23 protein-coding genes are annotated in these 24,701 nt (G+C 53.6%); 16 read left to right on the forward strand and 7 right to left on the reverse strand.

The features are described from left to right. Positions 1-62 precede the first annotated feature (62 nt). Both WKS99_RS01450 and WKS99_RS01455 read right to left on the reverse strand, forming a co-directional pair. Positions 63-752, reverse strand: a complete 690-nt coding sequence (locus WKS99_RS01450) for a ComF family protein (protein ID WP_147570639.1) — start codon at positions 750-752, stop codon at positions 63-65. Beyond that, complete coding sequence (locus tag WKS99_RS01455) at positions 749-925, reverse strand: Arc family DNA-binding protein (RefSeq protein ID WP_186852689.1); 177 nt, start codon at positions 923-925, stop codon at positions 749-751. Before WKS99_RS01455 ends, WKS99_RS01450 begins: the two co-directional genes overlap by 4 nt. A 431-nt stretch (positions 926-1,356) precedes the next feature. Between WKS99_RS01455 and coaBC the strand changes: the two genes are divergently transcribed. Next, complete coding sequence (gene coaBC, locus WKS99_RS01460; RefSeq protein ID WP_262669192.1) at positions 1,357-2,556, forward strand: bifunctional phosphopantothenoylcysteine decarboxylase/phosphopantothenate--cysteine ligase CoaBC; 1,200 nt, start codon at positions 1,357-1,359, stop codon at positions 2,554-2,556. Positions 2,557-3,182: 626 nt separating this feature from the next. Here the strand turns inward: coaBC and WKS99_RS01465 are convergent. Beyond that, positions 3,183-4,205 (reverse strand): LacI family DNA-binding transcriptional regulator, encoded by a 1,023-nt coding sequence (locus WKS99_RS01465; protein ID WP_147570642.1) that lies wholly within the window; start codon positions 4,203-4,205, stop codon positions 3,183-3,185. Between the two features lie 355 nt (positions 4,206-4,560). Here WKS99_RS01465 and WKS99_RS01470 point away from each other — a divergent pair, with 355 nt between their 5' ends. The 9 genes from WKS99_RS01470 to WKS99_RS01510 all read left to right on the forward strand — a co-directional run bounded on the left by WKS99_RS01470 (position 4,561) and on the right by WKS99_RS01510 (position 14,389). Continuing rightward, positions 4,561-6,516, forward strand: a complete 1,956-nt coding sequence (locus WKS99_RS01470; protein WP_240287140.1) for an alkaline phosphatase family protein — start codon at positions 4,561-4,563, stop codon at positions 6,514-6,516. Further along, on the forward strand, positions 6,491-7,405 hold the full coding sequence (locus tag WKS99_RS01475) for an NAD(P)-dependent oxidoreductase (protein WP_186852690.1): 915 nt from the start codon (positions 6,491-6,493) through the stop codon (positions 7,403-7,405). The genes WKS99_RS01470 and WKS99_RS01475 overlap by 26 nt, the downstream gene beginning before the upstream one ends. Before the next feature lie 45 nt (positions 7,406-7,450). Next, positions 7,451-8,932: a lactate racemase domain-containing protein gene (locus WKS99_RS01480; RefSeq protein WP_147570645.1), complete on the forward strand. Its 1,482-nt coding sequence runs from the start codon at positions 7,451-7,453 to the stop codon at positions 8,930-8,932. A 97-nt stretch (positions 8,933-9,029) separates the two neighbouring features. After that, a complete protein-coding gene (locus WKS99_RS01485; RefSeq protein ID WP_186852691.1) occupies positions 9,030-10,238 on the forward strand; it encodes an ABC transporter substrate-binding protein in 1,209 nt (402 codons plus the stop codon). A 175-nt stretch (positions 10,239-10,413) separates the two neighbouring features. Continuing rightward, on the forward strand, positions 10,414-11,250 hold the full coding sequence (locus WKS99_RS01490; RefSeq protein ID WP_240287136.1) for an ABC transporter permease: 837 nt from the start codon (positions 10,414-10,416) through the stop codon (positions 11,248-11,250). 1 nt (position 11,251) lies between these two features. Further along, positions 11,252-12,064, forward strand: coding sequence for an ABC transporter permease (locus tag WKS99_RS01495; protein ID WP_243200981.1), 813 nt, complete (start codon positions 11,252-11,254; stop codon positions 12,062-12,064). Then, positions 12,043-12,810 (forward strand): ABC transporter ATP-binding protein, encoded by a 768-nt coding sequence (locus WKS99_RS01500; protein ID WP_147570648.1) that lies wholly within the window; start codon positions 12,043-12,045, stop codon positions 12,808-12,810. The genes WKS99_RS01495 and WKS99_RS01500 overlap by 22 nt, the downstream gene beginning before the upstream one ends. Before the next feature lie 15 nt (positions 12,811-12,825). Next, on the forward strand, positions 12,826-13,572 hold the full coding sequence (locus WKS99_RS01505; protein ID WP_147570649.1) for an ABC transporter ATP-binding protein: 747 nt from the start codon (positions 12,826-12,828) through the stop codon (positions 13,570-13,572). 70 nt (positions 13,573-13,642) lie between these two features. Then, a complete protein-coding gene (locus tag WKS99_RS01510) occupies positions 13,643-14,389 on the forward strand; it encodes a sulfite exporter TauE/SafE family protein (RefSeq protein ID WP_186852692.1) in 747 nt (248 codons plus the stop codon). 441 nt (positions 14,390-14,830) lie between these two features. Here WKS99_RS01510 and WKS99_RS01515 read toward each other — a convergent pair whose 3' ends face one another. Continuing rightward, on the reverse strand, positions 14,831-15,142 hold the full coding sequence (locus WKS99_RS01515; protein ID WP_240287128.1) for an MGMT family protein: 312 nt from the start codon (positions 15,140-15,142) through the stop codon (positions 14,831-14,833). A gap of 170 nt (positions 15,143-15,312) precedes the next feature. Between WKS99_RS01515 and WKS99_RS01520 the strand changes: the two genes are divergently transcribed. The 6 genes from WKS99_RS01520 to WKS99_RS01545 all read left to right on the forward strand — a co-directional run bounded on the left by WKS99_RS01520 (position 15,313) and on the right by WKS99_RS01545 (position 22,608). Then, positions 15,313-16,326, forward strand: coding sequence for an aldo/keto reductase (locus WKS99_RS01520; protein WP_147570652.1), 1,014 nt, complete (start codon positions 15,313-15,315; stop codon positions 16,324-16,326). Between the two features lie 1,352 nt (positions 16,327-17,678). After that, on the forward strand, positions 17,679-18,464 hold the full coding sequence (locus WKS99_RS01525) for a 5-oxoprolinase subunit B family protein (RefSeq protein ID WP_240287126.1): 786 nt from the start codon (positions 17,679-17,681) through the stop codon (positions 18,462-18,464). Between the two features lies 1 nt (position 18,465). Then, positions 18,466-19,479 carry a 5-oxoprolinase subunit C family protein gene (locus WKS99_RS01530; RefSeq protein ID WP_186852696.1) on the forward strand — a complete coding sequence of 338 codons (1,014 nt, stop codon included), beginning with the start codon at positions 18,466-18,468 and terminating at the stop codon, positions 19,477-19,479. A gap of 250 nt (positions 19,480-19,729) precedes the next feature. After that, positions 19,730-20,491, forward strand: coding sequence for a LamB/YcsF family protein (locus WKS99_RS01535; protein WP_340405210.1), 762 nt, complete (start codon positions 19,730-19,732; stop codon positions 20,489-20,491). 39 nt (positions 20,492-20,530) lie between these two features. Next, on the forward strand, positions 20,531-21,313 hold the full coding sequence (locus tag WKS99_RS01540) for a putative hydro-lyase (RefSeq protein ID WP_186852698.1): 783 nt from the start codon (positions 20,531-20,533) through the stop codon (positions 21,311-21,313). A gap of 47 nt (positions 21,314-21,360) precedes the next feature. Next, a complete protein-coding gene (locus tag WKS99_RS01545) occupies positions 21,361-22,608 on the forward strand; it encodes an Nramp family divalent metal transporter (protein WP_186852699.1) in 1,248 nt (415 codons plus the stop codon). Positions 22,609-22,932: 324 nt separating this feature from the next. Here WKS99_RS01545 and WKS99_RS01550 read toward each other — a convergent pair whose 3' ends face one another. The 3 genes from WKS99_RS01550 to WKS99_RS01560 all read right to left on the reverse strand — a co-directional run bounded on the left by WKS99_RS01550 (position 22,933) and on the right by WKS99_RS01560 (position 24,660). Next, a complete protein-coding gene (locus WKS99_RS01550) occupies positions 22,933-23,607 on the reverse strand; it encodes a hypothetical protein (RefSeq protein ID WP_262669199.1) in 675 nt (224 codons plus the stop codon). After that, positions 23,582-24,097 carry an RNA polymerase sigma factor gene (locus WKS99_RS01555; RefSeq protein WP_186852701.1) on the reverse strand — a complete coding sequence of 172 codons (516 nt, stop codon included), beginning with the start codon at positions 24,095-24,097 and terminating at the stop codon, positions 23,582-23,584. Before WKS99_RS01555 ends, WKS99_RS01550 begins: the two co-directional genes overlap by 26 nt. Positions 24,098-24,243: 146 nt before the next feature. Beyond that, positions 24,244-24,660 carry a CBS domain-containing protein gene (locus WKS99_RS01560; protein WP_262669392.1) on the reverse strand — a complete coding sequence of 139 codons (417 nt, stop codon included), beginning with the start codon at positions 24,658-24,660 and terminating at the stop codon, positions 24,244-24,246. Positions 24,661-24,701 lie beyond the last annotated feature (41 nt).

Consider the following 24,701-nt stretch of genomic DNA (forward strand, 5'->3'; position numbering starts at 1 on the left):
TAGCCAAATCGGCAAAACCTATTTGCCGCCGTCTATCATTATAACGGCTGATCGCCGGCTTTTCAACCATTATTTCTATTATTTTCTAATTTATCCCCACCCTCTCCCGCCTGGGCTAAAGTCAGGCACAGGACCTGCTTGGCACCCCCTTGGCACAGCAGACGGGCACACTCGCTCAGGGTGGCGCCGGAGGTAACCACGTCGTCCACCAGCAGCACCCGCCCGCCCTCTATTCTCCCTCCCGGCAGCAGAGAATAGGCCCCCAGGGCGTTAGCCCTACGGGCCGCTCCATCGGGCAGACTGGACTGAGGGACTGTATGCCGGCTCTTTTCCAGCAAAGGGAGCACAGGGAGCGCCAAGCATTCCCCCACGGTCCGGGCCAGCAGTTCCCCCTGGTCAAAGCCCCGCTTGCGCCGCCGCTTTTTGGACAGGGGCGCCCAGGTCACCAGCTCCGCCTCCACTCCCTGGTCCCTGGCACACTGGGCCATCAGCAGGCCAAAGGGCCGGCCATAGGCCGGAGCCGGGGCAAACTTATATCGTTGGACCGCCTCCCGCACTTGGGCCTGGTAGGCCAGCGGAGACCAGCAGCCCTGGGTAAAGTCCACCCGCCGCTCCCCCGCCCTTCCGGTCAGCCACGGCAGGCTGGCCTGGCAGTTGGGACACAGGGGAGCCCGTGGGTCATGCAGCAGCCGCTGGCAAAAGGGGCATTTGGGCGGAAAGAGCAGGTCCAGCAGTGCCTCGCCCACCCTCACTTCAGCTCGTCCTCAGGGATAGGGCCATGCTCTTTTTCAAAGTCACGAACACATTTTTGGATCAGATACAAAATCTGACCACTCATAGAACGTCCCTCTGCTCCGGCTACATATCTGAACTTGTCATGTAGCTTTTCATCCATTCGGATGCTTAAATGGGTTTTATCAGCCATATGCTTTGCCTACTTTCTGATTTAATAAACAAAGCATATCTTTTGAACTTATTATAAATTTATTTTTAGTGCATAATTAGTGCTTAAAATTATTTGACTATATGATATTTGATAAGGCTGTAGAGGCGGCGCCATGTGATCGCCTGCCGTATCTCCGATGGGCCTTGGAAAAATTTTGACAGCCTGTCATACCTCCGCTGGGTGCCTTTTCAGAGACGGAAAGGCGCCAAAGGTCTCTAGGGGCTGCCGCCCCCCATCTGTGCGTCCCCCGTATAACAGGGTCCGGGGGTGAGGCACTTACGGACTTTGTCCGACGGAGCGGAGGAATACGCCCCCGGTCCCTTTCCGTTTTCTCCCGACCTTTTCTCTTTACACCACGGCAGGAAATTTGTATAATAGACACTGATTTGAACGCAAAAGGAGAGTTCACCATGCTGAAGGGAAAAACCGTCCTGCTTGGGGTCACCGGCGGCATTGCCGCCTACAAGGCCGCCTATCTGGCTTCCGCCCTGGTAAAGCTCCACGCAAATGTGGAGGTGGTGATGACCCAGCACGCCACCCAATTTATCGCGCCCCTGACCTTTGAACAGCTGACAGGCAACCGCTGTATGGTGGATACCTTTGACCGCAATTTCGCCCACCAGGTGGAGCATATTGCCCTGGCCGACCGGACGGACCTGGTCCTCATCGCCCCCGCCACCGCCAATGTGTGCGCCAAGCTGGCCCACGGGCTGGCCGACGATATGCTGACTACCACGGTGCTGGCCTGCACCTGCCCCAAGCTGATCGCTCCGGCCATGAACACCCATATGTTGGAAAACCCAGTGACTCAGGACAATCTTGACCTTCTGCGGCGCTATGGCTGGGAAGTCATTTCCCCCGCCTCCGGCCGGCTGGCCTGCGGGGCGGTGGGGTTTGGTAAGCTGCCTGAACCTGATCTGCTGGTCCAGCATATCCTGCGAGCCATCGCTCTGCCCCATGACCTGACGGGAAAAAAAGTGCTGGTCACCGCCGGCCCCACCCAGGAGGCTCTGGACCCTGTCCGCTATCTGACCAACCACTCCAGCGGCAAGATGGGCTACGCCATTGCCAAAACGGCTATGCTCCGGGGGGCGCAGGTCACCCTTGTGTCCGGTCCGACCTCCATCTCTCCCCCCCCCTTTGTGGAGGTTGTGGAGGTAGTATCCGCCCAAGATATGTTCCAGGCTGTGACCAGCCGCCAGGAGCAGGCGGACTTCATCTTTAAGGCCGCCGCCGTGGCCGACTACACCCCCGCGGATTACAGCGACGACAAGGTGAAAAAGAGAGAGGGCGATCTGTCCATTCCGCTGAAACGCACCCAGGATATTTTAAAGCACCTGGGAGAGCACCGCCGCCCGGACCAAATCATTTGCGGCTTCTCCATGGAGACCCGCGATATGCTGGAAAACAGTCGGGTCAAGCTGGAAAAGAAAAACGTGGATATGATCTGCGCCAATAATTTGAAGGTGGATGGAGCCGGCTTCGGGGTGGATACCAACGTCATCACCCTGATCACACGGGACCGGGTAGAGGAGCTTCCCCTCCTGTCTAAAGAGGCGGCGGCGGGCCGCATCCTTGACCGGGCCATCGCTTTGGCGGGACAGGCGTGAAATATACCCTGGGACCGGACAGGTACCCCTTGATATAAGGGAACATTTATCGAGGAGTCTGAGCCCCTGGCAGATACCGCAAATGCGGTATCTGCCAGGGGCTTTTTCATTTGGATTCTGTGTGTGCTATGTTTCGTTCTGAGTTGCGCTTATACATACGAGAGATCGTTGTATTGAATTTAAGCCTTCTGCCGAGTGTTCATACTCTGTTTGATTTTCTTCTCGCAACCTATGATCTTCCCAATCATCTGTCCACAACAGGTGTGGATGTAATCTTTGTATATTCAGTATGCCGCTTCGTTCGAGATAATCTTATAGTGAAATAACCGAGATCAAAAGGCGAAAGTGAGGAAAAGCGTGCCGCAAAAACGGCACGCTTTTTCCATTGCTCTTAAAACGAAATGATTTTTCTCCCTATCATTTGATGGTTTGTTCTACCGGCCGCCTACACCTGCCGGCGATCATAATGCGCAGGAACAGGGAGAGATTTCGGGTACAAATTCAGTAGTGAAAGTCTATAGCAGAGAGGCGATCTGGACAATAAGGAGACATATGGAGTTGATTGCTGCCTCTTTGCTTCATACAGAGCAGCCGGGCAATAGAGCGCCACGGCCGGTCCTCTTCCATTAATAGCGTTTTTTGGCCGGACCGCAAGACTCCCGTTGAATCAGCGTAAACGGAACGTCCACTTTTATTGATGATGTATGTCCGCCCTCAATGCGGTCAATCAACAGTTTTACTCCAAGATGTCCCATCTCCTCCAGAGGGACATGGATGGTCGTAAGCATAGGATCCAGATAGCAGACAGTTTCCATGTCGTTGATACCGATAATAGAGACATCCTGGGGAACCTTCAGCCGATGCTCCCGCAGACTTTTCATAGCGCCCACAGCATTCATATCGTTGGCACACAAAATGGCTGTAAACTCCACCCCGCTGTCCAGCAGCCGGTTGGTAGCCTCGTACCCATCGGTTGGGTTAAACAAGCAGCGTGCCACATAGGGGGTCAGGTCACCTAGTTCCAGATCGGCCATGGCGTCCAGATAGCTTTGAAATCGCTGCTCGTTGTCCGTTTCCCCCATATAACAGATCTTTTTATGGCCTAGCGAACGCAGGTACTCCACACAGGTGCGGACTGCCTGGTAACCACTGCAGATCACCTGATCGAAGATCCCATCAGGCGCAGAGTTCTGCCCAATATTGACGATATTTTTATACCACTTTTTTAACAGGCTGAGAGAACGAGGCTCGATGCGGCCTAGGACTACGGCCGAGTCAGAGTTAGTGTCGGTAAACGGGGCTTTTCCATCCTGAATATCGGCCACAGAGTAATGATAGCGAAGATTATACCCCGCATCAAAGGCGGTAATCTCCGCTGCCCGCATTAGCACCGTAAAAAAGGGATCCAAATAGGGGCCAATAGTACGAGCATAGACACAGTCCAGATTTTGATTCTGGGGCTTCTGATCCAGCTCTGGACGCTTTAGCTGTCTGGCATGTTGATTGGGGACATAACCCAATTCCCGTACAGCTGCCCAGATCCGCTCCTGTGTCTGCGGGCTGGCCGCCGAAACATTTTTGCTGTTGACAATGCGAGAGACCGTAGAGGGCGATACTCCCGCCCGCCGCGCAATTTCTCTAATGCTCATCCAAATGCTCCTTTACTAATCGGCTTCAACACTGTCGCCGCACTATGCGTTTTATTTTACTACAAACTTTCCAGGATGGCAACCAACGCCAACGCATCGTTAGGCAAACGTTTGCGTTTTTTCTCATTGACAAAACGAAAAAAACAGTGATATTATCCACTCATCCGTTAATATTACAGAAAATATATTGTTAAAACTTTATCAACCAAGCATTTTGACGAATATTGCGCCAGTTTTTTGGAGGTGTTGCACTACGCAACTTTCGTAACACCACATCAACAGGCAGCTTAGGCTGCCCCATAAACTACCTACGAGGCCATATAAATTAGGCCTCAGATCAGAAAAGGAGGGCATTATGGAAAAGAAAATTTTGTTCCTTGGTCTGGACGCTGCTATGCCGGACTTGGTCAAAAAGTTTGTCGCAGAGGGCGCTATGCCCAACACCGCCAAGCTAATGAAGCAGGGGATATTTTCCCGATTGGAAACAGTATTCCCGCCTCTGACTGCCGCAGCCTGGACTGCCATCGTCAGCGGTGCCGGATCCGGCACCAACGGAGTGCCCAGCTTGATGGTGAAACACCTGGGCGAGGACCTAGATCACTGGCACACTTCCTTCGACCGCAACGAGGTACTGTGCGAAACCATGTGGGACGTGGGCAAGCGTTTGGGTAAAAAGGTGGCCCTCATAAACTGGCCGGTCACTTTCCCCATGGGCGCTATCTCGGAGGAAGACGGCTGCCAGCTGGCCGGCTCTTTGAATCCACCATTCCGCTACTTTTTCATGCCCCTGTGGGACGTGGCTTCCAGCGCCTGCTTCTCCAACCAGAAGCTGCGCTGCAACCAGATCCCCGGCCGGGCGGTCCAGCTAGAAGCCCGACCCGCTGAAGGTTGGACTAATCTGCCCGAAAGCAAGCGCCCGCCACTAGAATTCGACATTGTGGTCCCCCCCACCTATGTGGAAGGTTACCCCATGCATGTGTTGATGTACGCCTCCACCGACACGGGCTATGATCGTATGCTGATCTCTGAGTCCAAGGACGCCGCTCAGGCCATCACCGACATCACCCACGGGGAACTAGGTCCCTGGATTACCAAAAACTTCAAGGCTCGGGACTATGAACGGGACGGCCGCTTCCGTTTCCAGATCCTCCAACTCACCCCAGACGGGAAGAACTTCAAACTGTACCAGAGCGCCATCAACATGGCCGAGCCTTATTCCGTTCCCTCCTCCCTGAGCAAGGAGGTAGAGGCCGTGGCCGGTACCTATATGGAGGTTGACGATCCCTGGGCCTTCATGGATGGCTGGATGGCTCCAGAACTCTACCTGGACCAGCTGCAGATGCACGCCAACTGGTGGGGCAACGCCACAAAGTATGTGCTTGAGCATCAGCAGTGGGACATGGCCTTCTCCTGGGTAGGCACTATCGACCACATCGAGCATGTCCTTTACGCTGGCATTGAGCCCAAGGCACGGGTATATGACCCGGACAAGGCTGATTTCTGCTGGCACATGATCCGGGAGACTTACCGACAGGTGGACGAGAACATCGGAAGGATCCTGGATGCTGTGGACTTGGACAATACATATGTGATCCTGATCTCCGACCACGGCATGACCCATTTGGACTGGAACCCTTATGTAAAAGAGCACCTGGCCCGTGCCGGTCTGTTGGAGTATGTGTTGGATCTGACCACTGACGATCCCAGCAACCTTACTATCAACTGGGAGCACACCAAGTGCCATCCCCTGGAGCCCTGTCACGCCCACATCTTCATTAACCTGAAGGGGCGAGACCCTCACGGCATCGTGGAGCCTGAGGACTATGAAAAAGTCCAGGAGGAAATCATCCGTTGCCTGATGAATATGCGGGATCCGGAAACCGGAGATCAGGTGGTCGCTCTGGCCATTAAGAAGAAGGAGGCTGGCACTCTGGGCATCTATGAGGGGCCCGGCTATGACCGCGTGGGCGACGTGCTATACGCCTGGAAGCCCGGTTATATGTCCCACCCCTTCATTTACCGCAGCAAGATTCAGTATCGGGATGGTACCGAAAGGGTCATCGCTAACCCCGAACTTTACGAAGCCGCTGGCTTGTGCCGCAACTTCACTGGTGTTCACCTAGCTCTCCCCTCGCTCCACGATATGCATGCGGTCATGATTATGACTGGTCCAGGTGTGCCCCAGTACGAACGAAAGTTCCCCGCAAAGATCATTGACGTAGCGCCTACACTGAGTAAGCTATTGAACATCGACGTACCCAAAGATGCCGAAGGAGGAGTTTTGTATGATATCCTGGACCGGTGCCAATAAACCCATCAAAAAGGTCGGTCTAATCGGTTGTGGCCGCATGGGCCGCTGTATGCTGGAAGGAATGCTGGCCAAAGGCTACAGCGTTGTAGTCTACGATAAATTTCCCACAGCCGCCCAGTCCGCTTCCGCTCTGGGTGCCCAGGCGGTTCCCACTCCTAAAGAGGTGGCTGAACAGGCTTCAGTCATCCTCATGTCCCTGCCCAGCCCAGTCCAGTTGGAGGATGTTCTTTTCGGCGAGGGCGGTATGATGTCATCCCTTACCTCTGACCATGTGGTCATCGACACCAGCACTGTAGATCCCCAGACTACCCGGGGGCTGGCCGCCCGGGTAGGTGAGTGCGGCGCAGCCTATCTGGACTGTCCCATCCTGGGTCGTCCCTCGGCGGCAGGCAAGTGGATGCTGCCTACTGGTGGCTCTGGTGAAGCGTTAGAGAAGGTGAAGCCTGTGTTGCTGTGCTTTGCAGCCAACGCTGTACTGGTGGGGGACTCCGGGGCCGGCAACGCTTTAAAGCTGCTGAACCAGATGATGTTTTCCTGCATCAACGCCATCTCCTCCGAGGTCATGGCCATCTGTGACCATGTAGGAATCAAAAAGGAGGTCTTCTACGATACTGTAGCCTCATCCACCGCGGCCACTGTCAGCGGTCTGTTTCGTGAAGTGGGCAAGTGCATCGTCAATGAAGCCTACGACTCCCCTGCCTTTACGGTGGACCTACTGATTAAGGACACCAAGCTAGCCCTCCAGATGGCCAAGGATGCCGACGCCCCCTCTCTGATCGCCGGCACTGCTCAAATGTACAATGAGATCGCCCATGGTCAGGGCTTGGGTACTCAGGATACCAGTGCCCTATATAAGGTATTTAGTCGTCACTACGACAAAATCTCTTGACCAGGCTTTGACCCAAACTTTATGTTTAGAAAGGATGTTCCCTGCATGAAACTGGATTTTGAATACGGCCAAGGCCTTATGAGCGCCGAATTGCCTGACAGCACCGATATCTTTATCCCCGGTGAAACCGTGCCCGATCCCCCTTGTCTGCCCCAAGACTGGGACAGCCTGTATGCTGCCACCCTGGAGTCTATCCAGCACCCCATCGGCATGAAGCCTCTGCGGGAGTTGGCTGGCCCCGGCAAGACAGTGGTCTTCGTCATTCCTGACATTGTGAAGGGAGGCACCCAGCCTACCTCCCATCGTCGTGTGGCCATCCGGGCCTGTCTGGATGAGCTGTACGCTGCTGGAGTAGCAAAAGAGGACATTCTTCTGCTGTTTTCTAACGGCCTTCATCCCCGAGCCACAGTGGCCGAGATGAAGAAGATTCTGGGTGATGATCTGTTCAATGAGTTCTATTACACCAACCAGATCACCAGTCACGACAGTGAGGATCCCGACCACATGGTGGATCTAGGTACCACCCAGCGGGGTGATCCGGTGCTGATGAACAAGTATGTCTTTGACTGCGATATCCCCATTCTTATCGGACACACCCAAGGCAATCCCTACGGCGGATACTCTGGCGGCTATAAGCACTGTACTACCGGCATCACCCACTGGCGCTCTATTGCTAGTCATCACGTCCCCAAGGTCATGCACCGGGACGACTTCACCCCCGTGTCCGGCCACAATCTGATGCGTACCAAGTTCGATGAGATCGGTATGCATATGGAAGAGAAGATGGGCCACTCCTTCTTCTGCTGTGACGCGGTACTAGACACCTACTCCCGTCAGATCGCTATCTTCTCCGGCTATGCTAAGGAGATGCAACCTGTGTCCTGGGATGTCGCCGACAAACGGACTTATGTGCCCTGGGCAGAAAAGAAGTATGATGTAGTGGTGTTCGGCATGCCCCAAGACTTCCACTATGGCAATGGCATGGGTACCAACCCTATCCAGATGATGCAGGCCTTGTCAGCTCAGGTCATCCGCCACAAGAGAGTCATGAGTGATCACTGTGTATTCATCGTTTCTAGCATCTGTAACGGCTATTTTCACGACGAACGTTGGCCCTATCTGAGGGAGTTATACGAGATGTTCCAGCATGATTACATGAACGTTCTCCCCGACATGGACCGTTATGGCGAGTACTTCGCTACCAATGAGGAGTATATTCGCAAGTACCGCTTCTGCAACGCCTTCCACCCCTTCCACGGCTTCTCCATGATGAGCTGCGGTCACATTGCCGAGATGAACACTTCCGCCATCTATATTGTGGGTGCCCAAGAACCGGGTATTGCCCGCTCTATGGGGCTGAAGACTCGGTCCACCTTCGAGGAAGCCCTGGAGGACGCCAAAAAGAAGTTTGTCGGCCCCAACCCCAATATCTTGGCTCTGCCTAAGACCTATAAGATCGGCGCTGTTCATCTATGCATGAAGAACGAGGGCTATGATGGCACCTGCGGCCATCCCTGCGCTGACTAAAAAGCCCTTCCCTTTGGAATCACACAGGGTTTGGCTGGATAGTGACCGTCCGGTAGTCCGCCCGGTCGATATATGTTTAGAAAGGATGGAAGTAAAGATGAAAAAAGCAACCACAAAAAGACTCCTTGCAACGCTCCTCTCTTTTGCCATGATGTTCGCTCTGGTCGCCTGTTCTGGCAACGAAAATGGCAGTAGCGGAGGCAACAACTCCGCCAACAGCGGTGGCACTTCCTCCGGTGGCGGCCACGAAGTGGAGCTGATAGACGGCGCCACCGCCCCTGAGGATTTGACCTTTGGTCTAACCCCCTTTGAAGACCGCCAGACTCTGCGCATCGGCTTCTTTACCGGCTCTCCCCTCTCCTATGCCTTCCTCTTTGCCGATAATCTGGGCGTCTTCGACGCGCTAAACATCGATGTGGAGTATAGCTGCTTCACCGGTGGCCCCGCCATGATGGAGGCCAACTCCGAATGGGACATGGCATCCTGCGGTTTGGGCGGTGTATGCACTGCCTTGGCTGGTTATGACTTTACCCTCGTAGATGTTACTGACTACGAGGAGAACATGGCCATTTTCGTACGGCCCGACTCTGAGTTGGCTAATGACCCTACTAACCCCGATTTATGGAAGGGAGCTACCGTGGTCTACCCTGCTGGCACCACCGGTCAGGCGGTCCTGGCTCAGTATCTCGAGACCATGGGCCTGACCCTCTCCGACGTGGAAAGTGTCAACATGGACAATGCCAACGGTCTGACCGGCTTTAACGGCGGCACTGGTGACGCCCTGGTGTGTTGGAACGCTATCGCCCTGTCCGCTGAGGACAGAGGGTATGTTCGTGTCACTGACTCTGGCCAGCTGAACCTGCCCTTCCCTTGCTGTACCTTCGCCCAGACCGAGATCATGGAGAGTAATCCCGACCTAGTGGCTGCTGCAGTCGCTGTTTTCCATCTGACCTATGAGTGGGTTACCGAGTCCGAGGGCAATGCCGCTCAGGCCGCCGCCTGGTATCTGGAGCACTGCGACGAAGAAGGCTTCCTGTGTGACGAGAGCATCGCTGAACGCACCATTAACTGGTGGCGCTGTCCCACGGTAGATGAGTATATCGCACTCTTTACTGAAACTGAACCCGACGAAGCTGGCCTGTATACTTCTCGTGACCTACTGCAAATTGAGAACGACATCCTCTCCGGATTTGACTTCTTCACCAGCGTAGGCAGCTACACCGAGGCCCAACGCACCCAGTTCCTGGACGATCAGCGGGTGGACAATTCCATCGCTCTGGCTGTCAAAGAGATGCTGGGTCGATAAATGCCTTCGATAGTCTTCCTCCCGCCCCATGGGAGGCGGGAGGAAGATTCGCTTTGCGGACGTGAAAACTGAATTTGGCTTCTGTCTACAGATCAGTCCAAACGTTCTCAGAGTGCATCTCCGCCTCTGCATATCTGATATTTGAGACACAAAGCTCGGAAAGTAGGGATGTCTTTTGAGCGAACCCATTCATGAGATGACTGCGGCTGAGCGTGTCGCGCTGGTTGAGCGTGAAAAACACCGGATAACCTACCGCAACATCACCCTGTCTTTCGCCGGTATCCTTCTCTTCCTGCTCATTTGGGAAGGGTTAGCCCTGTCCGGCATTGTAGACTCCAGAATTCTGTGTGACGTTTTGGAAGTCCTTCGTCTTTTCGTCACCAAACTGTCTGATCCCAATCCAGACGGCGCGGTGCTGACGGTCCATATCTGGTCCAGTTTACAGGTGGCCCTTCTGGGCTTCCTGCTGGCTGTAGTCATCGGTGTGCCTCTAGGCTGGCTGATGGGCTGGTATCGGGGAGCCGACAGCTTTCTTCGCCCCATCTTTGAGATTATTCGCCCTATTCCCCCAGTGTCCTGGATTCCGCTGACCATTGTGTGGCTGGGCATCGGCCTGCCGGCCAAGTCCTTCATCGTATTCTTTGCCGCCTTTGTCCCCTGTCTAATCAACGCCTATACCGGCATCCGGCAGACCAAGGAGGTCCTGAAAAACGTAGGCAAGACCTTTGGCGCTTCTTACTTCACTGTCTTCGTAAAAGTGGGGATTCCTTCCTCTTTGGTCATGACTTTCGCCGGCATCAAGGTTGCAATCGGCAACGCCTGGGCCACTCTGGTGGCCGCTGAGATGCTGGCCGCTTCCAGCGGACTGGGCTACATGATCCTGATGGGCCGTTCCTATGCCCGCGTAGATCTGATCATCCTGGGGATTGTTGTCATCGGCGTGCTGGGCGTCATCATCTCCGCTATCATCAACAGGCTGGAGCGTATCTTCCTAGGATGGAGGTATGTGTAGTATGGAAAAGAAAACCGCGCATATGAGCGCAGCAGAGATTCGGGAACAACGGCTTAAGGTTCTTTACCGTATCCTCCCTATTGTCTCTCTTCTCCTGTTGGTGGCCCTTTGGCTGTTAGCCTCCTCCGGCGCCAATTCCAACTTCCCAACTCCCCAGGCAGTGTGGGATCGTACAGTTCGCCTGTTCACCAATCCGGTAAAGAAACTGACTTTGGTCGGTCACGCTTTGGTCAGTCTACGGCGCATCGGTCTGGCTCTCGTCTTCGATTGGACTGCTGGTATCGCCTTTGGCGTACTGCTGGGATGGTGCCCCAGGGCCCGTGCCTTCTTTGGCCCTCTATTCAACGCCTTCCGTGCCGTCCCTCCGCTAGCCTGGATTCCTCTGATCACACTGTGGTTTGGTGCTGGTGAGTTCCCCAAGGTCCTCATCGTTATCTTTGGTTCTCTGGCCTCTATTGTGGTCAACACTCAGGCCGGTCTTAGTTCTGTGGATAAAATGTATCTGGACGTAGGTACCGTTTTTAATGCCACACCCAGACAGCGCCTGTTCAAGATCGCTATTCCATCTTCTCTGGACGCCATCTTTGCCGGCGTGCGTACCTCTACCAGTGCCGCCTGGATGGTGGTTTTGGCTGCCGAGATGCTGGGTGCTGACGCAGGCGTGGGCTTCCTGATCTCCCGCGGCATGGACTCTATCGATATGCCCCTGGTCCTGACCGGCATGATCGCCATTGGTATCGTGGGCGCTATGCTGGCCATTATCACGCAAATTGCAGAAAGGTTGATTTGCCCATGGACGAGAAAAAGAAAGTAATTCTGAAACTGGACAACATCTGTCAGAGCTACGTCGTGGGCGAGTCAGTCAAGGATGCAGTGGAAAATGTTTCCCTCGAGGTCTACGACAATGAATTTCTGGTCATCCTAGGCCCAGGCCACTGCGGTAAAACCGTACTGATGAACATGATCGCCGGATTGGAGAAACCTATCGGTGGCAAAATCTATCTGGACGGCGAGGAAGTTCACGGCAGCGATAAGCGTATCGGCATGGTGTTTCAGTCTTTGAATTTGATGCCCTGGCGCACTGTCATGGGCAATGTGGAATTTGGTCTAGAGGTAGCTGGCGTATCCAAGGAGGAGCGCCGGGCCACCGCCCAGAAGTACATCGATCTTGTGGGGTTGAAAGGCTTTGAAAAGTCCTATCCCCATGAGCTCTCCGGCGGTATGAAGCAGCGTGTAGGAATTGCCCGTGCCTATACCAACAATCCTCAGATTCTCCTGATGGATGAACCCTTTGGCCAGCTGGATGCCCAAACCCGGTATGCCATGGAGGAAGAGATCCTGCGTATCTGGGAGCAAGAAAGGCGCACCATCCTCTTTGTCACCAACAACATTGAGGAGGCTGTCTATCTGGCAGACCGAATTGTGCTGTTGAGCAACTGCCCCGCCCGGGTAAAGCAGGTTTATGATCTGGCTTCACTGGGGCGTCCCCGGAACACTACGTCTCCGGATTTTCTGCGCATCCGGTCCGAGATTTCCGATAATACGGATCTGGCGCTTTGATATGGGAGGTACTCTATGAGCGAGCAAGAATATAAAGTACGGGTGGAGCACCTGACCAAATACTTCGGGGACCTACATGTGCTGGACGATGTGTCCTTCAATATCAAAAAGGGAGAATTCCTGTGTGTGGTAGGCCCCACAGGCTGTGGTAAGACCACCTTCCTCAATCTGCTCACCCGCATCTATATGCCCACAAAGGGAGAACTCTATATCGACGGTGAGCCCGCCGATCCCAAAAAACACAGTTTGGCGGTGGTGTTCCAGGAGCCTTCCTCCATGCCTTGGCTCACGGTAGAACAGAACCTGCGTTTCGGCTTGGAAATCAAGAAGCTGCCCAAAAATGAGATTGATCGTCGAGTAGAAAATATCATCAAGCTGTTAGGCCTAGAAGAGTTTCGTAACCGCTACCCTCACCAGTTGTCCGTTTCTACCGCCCAACGCATCATTATCGGACGCGCTTTTGCCCTCCAGCCTGACCTGTTGCTGATGGATGAGCCATATGGACAGATGGACATCAAACTGCGCTTCTATCTGGAGGATGAGGTTATCCGCTTGTGGAAGGAAATCGGTACCACCGTGGTTTTCATTACCCACAACATCGAGGAGGCCGTGTATCTAGCTGAACGCATCCTAATCCTGACCAACAAGCCGGCCCACATCAAGGAGGAAGTGCAGGTAGACCTACCACGTCCGCGGGATGTTACCGCTCCTGACTTCATTGCAATTCGAAATCATGTGACCGAACAGATCAAATGGTGGTAAGATAAAGCGGGGAAGCCCTTGGGCCGCCCCGCTTTTCTTAAATGCCAAACTCGACGAAAAGGAGGGTAACATGAATCAGCCCCAGATTATGCTTCTTGTAGCAGTCATCAACTTTGCCGCCGCTTTTTTTCAAGGAGCTGCCGGCTTTGGCTACGCTCTAATGGCCATGGCCCTGATGCCCCTCTTTCTACCCATGTCTGTATGTTCCGCCATTTCCGCGGTGACTGTGGTTGTCATTGGTCTCCAGATGACCCTAGCCCTCTGTCGGGAACTGCAGTGGCGGCTGATTGTGTTGCCCGTGTTCTCCTGTCTGACCACCATCAATCTGGGCCTGTATCTACTGGACCAATTTGATGAACTTCTTCTGCGCATCATCCTAGCCTGTCTGCTTCTGTTGGTAACCGCTATTTTTTTCATCATGCGCCGCCGTCAACTGGTGCTGCCCAACCGCTGGTATACAGCTGTTGGTGCCGGGCTGATTACCGGAATTTCCACCGGCATGTTCAATATTGTGGGGCCTTTCTTTTTGGTCTATTATATGAATGTGTGCGAAACCCCCTTGAATATGAAAGCCAGCCTAGAGTTCAGCTTCCTTCTCTCCGGGCTCTATTCGAGCGCCATGCATCTGTTTGTCTATCACAACATCACGTTGGAGGCGGCACCTATGTTAGCCACCTCCGCAGCGGCAGCGCTGCTAGCCGGCGTACTTGGGTTGAAAGTGTTCCGGAAGATCGACAAGAACAAGATCTCACTGGTGGCCTATATCCTGTTGCCCCTCATGGCCGTCAATCTAATCATCACCGGACTGAGTGTCTGATCCCTTTTGTAAAGAGGAACCCAAGCGTACTTGGCTCTTGGGGTGGTCTTTCTGGGTGCGTGGCTGTGGTCCCTCCCTACTTATGTGCGGTCCAAGGGTCAGTGAACAGAACCGCTTTTCTTGTCTACTATGACCATGGCGGAGCACCGCACTTCTACGGCCATATAAGTTGAGCAGATTTTTTGCTTTTGTTAGCCATCCCTCTTCACAAAATCTGACTGTATCTACAAATCTGCCTATATATTTTTAGACTTTGCCGTAGAGCTTCTTTTCAATCGTCTCTGAGAAAGCAGACAATCCAGCTTTCGGTATCCCCTCTTTTGCTTTTTTCATCCAACTTTTTGGGAGAGACCGAGCCAGTCAGAGAAACAGCATGAACTCCGGTTGCTTTCCTATACTGAACAGTCAATGTTCCTGTGGGAGAGCCCCTGCACCAGGTTTCTATTCCTCTTCGCCGTACCACATACAGGCCGTCAGGTCCACCCCGCCATCCAGCCGGAAGGGCACCCCCTCCATCTCCAGCAGCAGGCGCTGACTCTCCTTTCCCAGAGGGGAGAAAGCGTCGCTCAGTCCCCCAAGGCGGTTGACCACCCGGTGGCAGGGCAAGTCCGCCGGCGCCCCATTCAGCGCACAGCCCACGATACGAGACAGCCTGGGATTGCCAAGCAACCTGGCAATCTGTCCATAAGTCGTTACTCGGCCATAGGGTATCCGGGCCGTGATCTCATAGACCCGCTGAAATACGTTGTCCAAACGGCTCCCTCCCGTACTGTGTCTTTTTCCCGATTATAGCACCCGGCCCCGTCGGTGTCTACCGTTGTCTCTTTTTCCGATAAAATGGGGCCTCCTACTTGACATCGGGGACAAACCGTCATTTAATAGAGGCCAGGGAGCATAATCCATAAGGAAAGGGAGGAATATCTATGACTACGATTACTCTGGGCGGTACCGGCATCCAGATCGAGAAAAATGGCTTCGGCTGCCTGCCCATTCAGCGTATCTCCCAGAAGGAGGCCGCCTATTTGCTGCGGAAGGCTGTGGACGGCGGCATGAATTATTTTGACACTGCCCGCTCTTACAGCGACAGTGAGGAAAAGATCGGCTACGCCTTTCAGGGGATTCGGGACAAGGTCATCCTCGCCACCAAGAGCCACGCCAAGACTGGCCAGGAGCTAAAGGAGCACCTGGAAACCAGCCTGCGGAACCTGCGCACCGACTACATTGACATTTACCAGTTCCATAACCCCGCCTTCTGCCCCAAGCCCGGCGGCGAGGATGGCTTGTATGATGCCGCCCTGGAGGCCAAGGCCCAGGGCAAGATTGGCCATATCTCCATCACCAATCACCGGCTGGCCGTGGCCCATGAGGCCATTGACTCCGGGCTGTACGCCACGCTCCAGTTCCCATACAGCTACCTGGCCGGGCCCCAGGAACAGGAGCTGGTGGACAAGTGCCAAAAGGTCGGGATGGGCTTTATCGCCATGAAAGGAATGGCCGGTGGCCTGATCCGAAGCGGGCTGGCGGCCGCCGCCTGGATGGCTCTGCAGCCCACTGTGGTTCCTATCTGGGGTGTTCAGCATGAGTGGGAGCTGGATCAGTTCCTGTCCGCTGTCCGGGAAACACCGGCCATGACCGAGGAGTACCAGCAGATCATCGACCACGACCGCAAGGAGCTGGCCGGCGACTTCTGCCGAGGCTGCGGCTACTGTATGCCCTGCCCTGTTGGCATCGAAATCAACCAGTGTGCCCGGATGTCTCTGATGCTCCGCCGGGCTCCGGAGGCCAGCTGGCTGTCTGACCAGTGGCAGGCGGAGATGAAGAAGATAGAGAACTGCCTACACTGTAATCAATGTAAATCAAAGTGTCCCTACGGTCTGGATACACCCAGGCTGCTGGCGGAAAACTATCAGGATTATAAGACCTACCTGGCTCGGTAACAACAAGGGCGTGTCCACGGAGCAAGTTTTCATATCAAAAGTTGTCTCTCAGTTGGACCTAAAATGAATCACAGCAGTTTGTATAGGCGGCTTGGGACTTAGCGGTACACCCATAAGAACATAATTATTCTGTGACAGGACAGCATAGTGGATTGCTATGCTGTCCTGCTTTTTCTCCGCCTCTAATGGTCCGCTTGCCATCTTCTTGTTTCACTTCCCTGATAAAGTTCTAGACAATCTGTATCTTTTGTCCGCAGTGTCCACTTAACAATCCGGTACATAAACAATGGATCATGAAACACTGAAATCCCAGTCGTTGGCAAACTGTACTGCAGTTACCCCATGCCTTGTTTTGTACACAAAATTGTGTGTTTTAAAGCTATGGGCAAATATACCTGAAAGCATTTTCACAATTTATCTTTCCTCGGGAACTTATGACAGAGAAAAATCCGCTCACCCGGTATGATGATCTCAAGGAAAAGGAACTGCCCACCTTGGGAACACCAAAGGTGATGATCCGGGTTCCAGGCAGGGGAAAAAGCGGTTTAGAACACAACCTTGATCGCCATAGTTGCAGAAGGTCAGATTCAGGGTCTCTGTATACCTTACAGTTAACCGCGCCCTGTTTGAGACGGTGTAGAAATAGCCGGAATTGGGCTGACTGTGGTTAGAATCTGTAACCCCATTACCCACATATTCCCCTACTAGTACCTATTCGCCTGAGAGGTGCCTTGGGATATCTTCGGAGCAGCTCATGTTGATTAATTATATTGAAGTTCTCATCGTTGACATTCTCCCACAACAGCCAAACGCAGCGCACATTCTCTACCATTTGCACGGACTGTTCCGGCATCCATTTAGGATGACAGATCATTTTAAAGAGGACTCTTATCAGGCTGAGATACGATTATTTTTGGCGATCCTATACAGCGTATGTGAAGGGCATGTGCCGCATGGCAGATAGAAAAGTAGGGAGGCGCAAAAATATGAGACTTATTCATTAGAGAGAAGCAGCCCTTTTTTTATCGGTTAAAAAATAGGCCGCAAAGATAAAATAGTAAAAGTTAGCAAATTAAAGTATTTCTTAAATACTCACAAACAGTCTTAAAGAAAGTGAAAATTTTTTGTTTATTCATTATATATTTTTTGAGATAACTCTATAATCTTATTCGTATTTTACTTTAACGTGGCAGAGATAGTAAAATGAGCCTGGATTAACATTCTAATTAGTTTATTAGGAAGTTATTTTGCTGGGCCTAGCAATCTTGACGCAACTCTGGTGCCCATGAGATTGTGTTGGGTTGCGTGTTATGAGCCCCTGCCCTGTTATTGGAAGGGAGAATGCTGAAGTTATGGCTGAATTTGTGATCAAGCCTGTAGGCGACTGTGCCCTGTGCGCTGAGTTTAAAAATGAGATCAGTGTAGCCGTCAACCAGCAGGTCCATGCACTGGATAAAGCACTGTCCACCGCCCATATTCCGGGTGTGGTGGAAACAGTGCCTGCATACCGGACGCTGATCGTCTATTACAGGCCTGAAGTGGTGCGATATGAGGAATTGAAGGCCTGTATCTTAGCCTTGACTGACTTCTCAGAAAGCAAGGCCAGCGTTGGTGGCCAAGTCATCGAACTGCCGGTGCTTTATGGAGGAGAAGTGGATCTGGATCCAAACGCCCCACACTATGATGGCTGGGACGGACGGGAAACGGCCCCAGACCGAGAGGATGTGCTGGCTCATGAGAAGATCACCTGGGACGAGTTTGTTCACCGCCACTCAGCTAATTTGTGCTACATCTATTTCCAGGCCTTTGCCATCGGTCACTCCTATGTGGGCAATCCGGTCAAGACCTTCACCGTTCCTCGTCGGACCACTCCGCGGACCAAGATACCTCAGGGCTCTATTGCCATCTGGGCGGACCAGACGGTGCTCAATGGCTTCGATCTTCCCTGTGGCTGGCAGGTGGTGGGCCGTACACCCGTAATACTCTATGATGATAAAAAAGATCCGGCCTCATTTTGCCTGTCCGGGCAGTGGCTCAAGTTCGTACCTATTGACCAGGTGGAATACGCCAGGATTCGGAAACTGTCCCTGGCCGGTGAATATCAACCGGTTACCTACGAAAGAAAGGTAGGTGAGTAACATGGGACTCAAAGTGATCTCTCCTGGTCCTCTGACCAGCGTTCAGGATGAAGGCCGCTTTGGCCACCAGCGCATTGGAATGTCCCCCGCGGGAGCTATGGATCTCCACTCAATGCGCCTGGCTAACCTGCTGGTAGGCAATGACCTGGGTGAGGGCGTTCTTGAAATGACTTTTTTGGGCCCTAAGCTCCAGTTTACCCAGGACAATGTGTTCGCGTTAACTGGCGCTGATATGGGCGCTACATTGGATGGAGTTCCTGTCCCACTAGGGCAGGCCTGGCCAGCTAAGGCAGGCAGCGTACTCCAGATAGGGCCAGCCCGCGCAGGCTGCCGAGGTTATCTGGCTGTGGCTGGGGGATTGGATGTCCCGGTTCTCTATGGAAGTAAATCCACCTTGCTCCGATCTGGACTTGGCGGATTTCAGGGCAGAAAGCTGGCTGCCGGAGATACCATTCCCTTTGCCTCTCCTAGGGCCCAGATTCCAAATCTGGCGGTCCGCCGTCTGCCACCTCAACCCCCTATTTCCAAAGAAATTACTGTCCGGGTCATATTAGGTCCCCAGGACGACCGCTTTACTAAGGAAGGACTGGATACCTTTTTAAACAGCACCTTTACCGTGGATGAGAAATCTGACCGTATGGGATACCGACTCAACGGACCCAAGGTAGAGCACAGCACGGATGCCAACATCATCAGCGACGGCATTCCCTTGGGCGCAGTCCAGATACCCGGCAGCGGACAGCCCATCATCATGATGAGTGAGCACCAGGGCTCCGGCGGCTATACCAAGATCGCCAATATCATCTCGGTGGATATCCCCCTGGTCGCTCAGTGCGCTCCCGGTGATAAAATTCGGTTCCAAGCGATCAAGTTGGATCTGGCGCAGGAACTTTATCTGGCTCAGAGGGCCCAGTATGAGCGGTTACGTCAGGTCTATGACCAGGACTTTAAGTCCATCTACCGGGTAAGCGTCAATGGCAACACTTACTGTGTAGGCATTTCCCCAGCAAAATGAAAAGGCCGCTTGGATCCACAGATTCCATCTGAAAAGTTTTAGGATTCTTATAGAAATAGGTATAAGTAAGACCTCGGCTTTTAGAATGTGCTACAGAATCATTTGAGATATCACAAATCCCATTGACTATCTTTGGATACAGGTCTATACTGTAGGCGGCAAAGGCAAAGACGTCTTTCGGGATATATCCTGACAAGATGTCTTTGCCTTTTTGTATTTTCATCTGAAAACAGAAGCAAGGAGGAACCATATGTACCAAGTAGATCTGAACAGCGACCTGGGTGAAAGCTTCGGCAACTATACCCTGGAAGCAAATGACGAGATCATGCGCCATGTGTCTTCAGCCAATGTGGCCTGCGGCCTCCATGCCGGTGATCCAGTGGTTATGGCTCACACGGTGGCTCTGGCCAAAGAGTACGGCGTGGGCGTGGGTGCACACCCCAGTTACCCTGATCTGCAGGGTTTCGGACGGCGGCGGATGATTATGAAAAAGGAAGAGTTACGGGACTTTATTACTTACCAGATCGGTGCCCTTTACGCCTTTACCAAGGCTGCCGGTGTCCCTCTGCTCCACATTAGTGCCCACGGCGCCCTGGGAAACGTAGCCCAGGCCGATATGGATACCGCCCGCGCGGTATGTGAGGCCACCGCCAGCTTCGACGATTCTATCCGTATTCTGTACTACGGCAACTCCTGCCTGAAGGATGTAGCGGACCACATGGGGCTTCCAACTGTATCCTTGGCCTTTGCGGACCGGGGTTATATGGAGGATGGCTCACTAGTCCCCCGGGGACAGCCCGGCGATATGATCAAAGACGCGGACCAAGCCGTGGCCCGGGTGATCCGGATGGTCAAGGAGGGGAAGGTCACCACCTCTACTGGGAAGGATATCGGCATCAAGGCAGAGAGCATTCTGGTCCATGGTGACGGAGCCCACGCAGTGGAATTTGTGTTAGCCTTGAAAGCCGCTTTCCATCGTGAAGGCATCCAGATCAAAAACTTTGCCCAATGATGCCTGCGGAGCAGAGATATGGCAGAAAGGACGGATATCATGCAAGACTACAGTTCCCTCTCTCCCGCTGAGTTGCGGGCGAAATTCCGCACTGGGGAGTTAGTGCTCCCCACCGCCGGGCTGTGCCCTGGTTACATCCAGGGCAACTTGGTTATCCTGCACCGCCGCTATGGCGAAGATTTCCTCCAATTTATGAAGCAGAATCCTAAGCCCTGCCCCATCTTAGAGGTCTTTGACCAAGGCTCTCCCATCTCTCACAAGATGGCGGAGGGGGCTGATATCACTACGGATATCCCTCTCTACCGCATCTACCGTAACGGTGTATTCGAGGAGGAAGTCAAGGATGTCAGCGGCTATTGGAATGAGGACATGGTAGGCTTCCTCATTGGCTGCAGCCTCACCTTTGAATCCAGGCTGGTGGAAGCCGGTATCCCGCTAAAGCACTACGAAGAGAATAAGCGGGTTCCTATGTTTGATACCAATATCGCCTGCAAGCCTAGTAAGCTGTTCCACGGCAATTATGTGGTGTCCATGCGCCCGGTCAAGAAGGAACTGGTGGACTTGGCTGTCAAAATCACAGAACCCATGGACTACGCCCACGGCGCTCCCGTCCAGATTGGCGATCCTGATGCCATCGGTATCAAGGATGTGCTCCACCCTGATTATGGTGATCCGCTGGATATCGGTCCTGACGAGGTTCCAGTCTTTTGGGCCTGCGGTGTCACACCCCAGAACGTAGCCACTCAGGCTAAACCTGACCTTCTGATCTCTCATTCCCCAGGCTATATGCTCATCAGCGACATAGACAGCAGCAAGTTGTAAGGAGAACATCAGCCCCCCAAAATCTAAAAGGAAATGGAGTACAACGTATGAACGAAGCGAAAAAGCCCAGCGCGATGGACTATTTGAAAGCCGTTGGCCCCGCCATCGTCATCTCAGCCGTTGTGGTCGGACCCGGCAGTGTCACCACCGCTTCTTCCATGGGCGCCAGCTATGGCTACAAGCTCCTGTGGGTCATTATCCTGGCCGCCCTAGCCTCTTTCTTTTACCAGTTGCCCGCTATCCGCGTGGCTCTGGCCAAGGAAGTCACCATCATGGAAGCGGTGCGTATGCGCTTCGGTAAAATATGGGCAATGGTCCTGTACTACTGCATCATGTTCGGCTGCCTGATCTTCCAGGCGGGCAACTTCACCGGCGCCGCTATGGCTATGAACTACTTTGTCCCTCAAATCTCTCTGATCGCATGGGCGGCTATCATGATTGGGCTGGCGTTTGTGCTGGCCTGGACCTCCCGCTACGGCATTCTGGAAAGCTTTACCAAGGTACTGGTCATTCTGATGGTCGTCGCCTTCGTCGCCACCGCTATTGGTTCTCAGCCCAATATGTCTGACCTGGTGTCCGAGGGCTTCTCCTTCCAGATTCCTAATGGTGACTACATGCTAGTCCTGGCTATGCTGGCTACCACCATGGTACCGGACATTCCGGTTTCCCTGTCCGCCTTGCACAAGCAGCGCTACTTCAAGAAGGGCTCCTTCGAGGCCGGTCTGCCTCAGGAAACTAAAATGAAGATGGCCCACTTCGATCTGGTGTTTGGCTGCATTGTCACCGCCCTAATCACCAGCGCTATCGTTGTCTGTTCAGCCACTAACCTGTTCCCCCTAGGTATCACTGTCAGCAGCGCCTCCGACATGGCCGCTCAACTGACTCCTATTCTGGGCCGCTATGCCGGTATTCTGTTCTCTCTGGGCCTATGGGCCGCCGCCTTCTCCTCCGGTCTGTTCCGCATTGAGTTGTTACCTATGTTGTATAATCAGGCCACCGATCAGGAAGAGGATATGAAGGCTCCTCGCAGCCGTCTCTGGATGATCCTAGGTGCCGGTATTCCCCTGATTTTCATCTTCCTATTCGGAGCCTCCCCCGCGGAACTGGTCATCATGGCCCAGGCCTTGAACGGTCTGTTGCTGCCTATTATCTGCGGCATTATCTGGAGAATCACCTCGGATAAGAAGTTCATGGGTGACCACGCTAATCGACTTTACCTAAACATCATCTTTGCTGTCATCTTTGTGGTCACAGTTCTGTTGGCTATCCGTGTATTCATCAATCTGATTGGTTAATCTGCTGCCACTGTCGTCTGAAGAGCTGAATCTAGGGTCTGGAATCTTATGTGCCACAAGATAAAAGAATACATACAGAGATCTGGCGCATAAAAATTGGAATGAAGGGGGACTATGTCCCCCTTCATTCTCATTTTAAGGGTAAGATTTATGGATGGAACTGCGTAGTTGCTGGTTTCATTGGCACGACTGGCGCCACAGACTTACCAGCCCGACATGAAAAGTCCTAGAGGAAGTGCTATGATAAAGCGACATCTGGAAGATATGAGACAGAAAAACTTCTTGGAACCCTATCTCTCCCACTGGACACGCCCTCGCTGTTTGTCATTTCTGGTTCAGTGTTGCCGATGTCCGTGGGCTGGCGTCATTCTCACCGTTCCCGATAATGGTAACCATGCCCTCTTCCTGCTCCGCCTCGACCTGTTCAAAAGGAAGCCCGTTCATAAAGGAGCCGCCCAGTGCGTCCTCTACGGTTTCACTGTCATAGTAGACGGTCCCGTACTCCTCTCCATCGGCCTCCCCGATGGACACGGCCATCTCCCACTTCTCCACGTTACCCTCCACCGTGACTCTCAAATGAGTTCCGAAGGTAGTCCTGTCGTACACATAGCTGCCGTCTGCCTCAAGCTCCTCTGTAATATCCACTTCCTCCCCGTTTACTACCAGAATAGCCCGTCCATCCCTGTTTTCTACCGTGGCCTGGGGTACTTCTAAGGTGGTAATATGCTCGCCGGTATCCATGATCATGTCCTGTCGGTATTGGTCCACCTTGATGACGGACACGATCTGTCCGAATATCTCCTGGGCGGCCTCTGGGTTGGCTGCCCCCACCCCCACTACCATCATAGTGATGGCGGCGCAGGCCACCAATATGGTCCGCATAGTTCGGCGGGAGTTCTTACGGTCCTTGTTTTCAGTCATGGCGATGATCTCCTTGATCTTTTCCTCGGAAGCGTTGAGCTCCCGGCATGCGTTACGGTACACTTTGGGGTCGAACATAGACACTTCCCTCCTTCTCTTCCTCCTCGGACAATTCCTTTCGCAGCCGGGCCCGGGCCCGGAGCAGCCAGGTCTGCACCGTGGATGGATTGGCACGCAGGGCGGCGGCCGTCTCGGCCACACTCAGCCCCTCGTAATAGTAGAGATATATGACCAGCCTGTATTTCGGCTCCAGGGCCATCACCGCCCCCATCAGCTCCGCCCGCTCCCGGTCCTCGGGTGCGGTCAGCTCATGCCATTCCTCCAGCGGGACGGCAGTGCGCCGCCAAAAAGAGCGGAGCATTTTGCGGCTCTCGTTCACCGATACCCGCAGGAGCCAATGCTTCATATGGTCCTCGCTCTCAAACTCTGCTTTCTGCTCAAAAAGCCGAAGCAGGACCGTCTGCATCACGTCCTCGGCGTCTTCCCGGCAGCCCAGAGCGTGGTAGGCCACCCGATAGATCATGTCGCCATAGGTCTGAGCCGCCCGGCTGAACTCTTCCTGGGTCAAAGCCGCTCACCTCCTTGGAAGTCTCTGTTTGAAAGGCCTTTCATTCAGTAATATCCGCCAGAGGCGGTAAAAATCTCACCACAAAAGAAAAAATTTGGGGCCGCCACATCTGTGGCGGCCCTGTGAAGGTTCAGCAGCAGATCCTGTTACATATGGGCAGCGGGCTGCTCCACGTTCAGGACAGTAAGTCTTTTGATGATATTTTGGCGGGTCACAATGCCCACAAAAGCACCCCGGTCGTCCACCACGGGGATAAAGCTCTGGCGCAGAGCGCGCTCCACCAGTTCCTCCAGGGCCACATCGATGCGTACCGCCGGATTGAAGCCGGGGCGGATTACCCTGCGGAGGGGCTGCTTCTCCTGAGTTTGGATATCCCCGCTCCCCTGGTCCAACAGGCACCAGAGGAAATCCCCCTCGCTGACTGTACCCACATAGCTCCCATCCTTGGCCAGCACTGGGATAGCGGTATAGCCGTGGAAACGGAGCTTCTCCAGCCCCTGGCGGATGGTCCAGTCCTCATAGAGCCAGGCCACGTTTGTCTTTGGTGTCAGCAGGGATATCACATTCAATACTCTCAATCCTTTCCGGCGGGGAGGCCCCCTAT

The organism is Flintibacter sp. HCN-6482 (assembly GCF_037892565.1).
Lineage (GTDB): Bacteria > Bacillota > Clostridia > Oscillospirales > Oscillospiraceae > Lawsonibacter > Lawsonibacter aceti.

Excerpts from the sequence above, each read along its gene's own strand:
- WKS99_RS01455 (WP_186852689.1), bottom strand. The coding sequence starts at position 925 with ATGGCTGATAAAACCCATTTAAGCATCCGAATGGATGAAAAGCTACAT.
- coaBC (WP_262669192.1), top strand. The coding sequence starts at position 1,357 with ATGCTGAAGGGAAAAACCGTCCTGCTTGGGGTCACCGGCGGCATTGCC.
- WKS99_RS01465 (WP_147570642.1), bottom strand. The coding sequence starts at position 4,205 with ATGAGCATTAGAGAAATTGCGCGGCGGGCGGGAGTATCGCCCTCTACG.
- WKS99_RS01470 (WP_240287140.1), top strand. The coding sequence starts at position 4,561 with ATGGAAAAGAAAATTTTGTTCCTTGGTCTGGACGCTGCTATGCCGGAC.
- WKS99_RS01475 (WP_186852690.1), top strand. The coding sequence starts at position 6,491 with ATGATATCCTGGACCGGTGCCAATAAACCCATCAAAAAGGTCGGTCTA.
- WKS99_RS01480 (WP_147570645.1), top strand. The coding sequence starts at position 7,451 with ATGAAACTGGATTTTGAATACGGCCAAGGCCTTATGAGCGCCGAATTG.
- WKS99_RS01485 (WP_186852691.1), top strand. The coding sequence starts at position 9,030 with ATGAAAAAAGCAACCACAAAAAGACTCCTTGCAACGCTCCTCTCTTTT.
- WKS99_RS01495 (WP_243200981.1), top strand. The coding sequence starts at position 11,252 with ATGGAAAAGAAAACCGCGCATATGAGCGCAGCAGAGATTCGGGAACAA.
- WKS99_RS01500 (WP_147570648.1), top strand. The coding sequence starts at position 12,043 with ATGGACGAGAAAAAGAAAGTAATTCTGAAACTGGACAACATCTGTCAG.
- WKS99_RS01505 (WP_147570649.1), top strand. The coding sequence starts at position 12,826 with ATGAGCGAGCAAGAATATAAAGTACGGGTGGAGCACCTGACCAAATAC.
- WKS99_RS01510 (WP_186852692.1), top strand. The coding sequence starts at position 13,643 with ATGAATCAGCCCCAGATTATGCTTCTTGTAGCAGTCATCAACTTTGCC.
- WKS99_RS01520 (WP_147570652.1), top strand. The coding sequence starts at position 15,313 with ATGACTACGATTACTCTGGGCGGTACCGGCATCCAGATCGAGAAAAAT.
- WKS99_RS01525 (WP_240287126.1), top strand. The coding sequence starts at position 17,679 with ATGGCTGAATTTGTGATCAAGCCTGTAGGCGACTGTGCCCTGTGCGCT.
- WKS99_RS01530 (WP_186852696.1), top strand. The coding sequence starts at position 18,466 with ATGGGACTCAAAGTGATCTCTCCTGGTCCTCTGACCAGCGTTCAGGAT.
- WKS99_RS01535 (WP_340405210.1), top strand. The coding sequence starts at position 19,730 with ATGTACCAAGTAGATCTGAACAGCGACCTGGGTGAAAGCTTCGGCAAC.
- WKS99_RS01540 (WP_186852698.1), top strand. The coding sequence starts at position 20,531 with ATGCAAGACTACAGTTCCCTCTCTCCCGCTGAGTTGCGGGCGAAATTC.
- WKS99_RS01545 (WP_186852699.1), top strand. The coding sequence starts at position 21,361 with ATGAACGAAGCGAAAAAGCCCAGCGCGATGGACTATTTGAAAGCCGTT.
- WKS99_RS01550 (WP_262669199.1), bottom strand. The coding sequence starts at position 23,607 with ATGTTCGACCCCAAAGTGTACCGTAACGCATGCCGGGAGCTCAACGCT.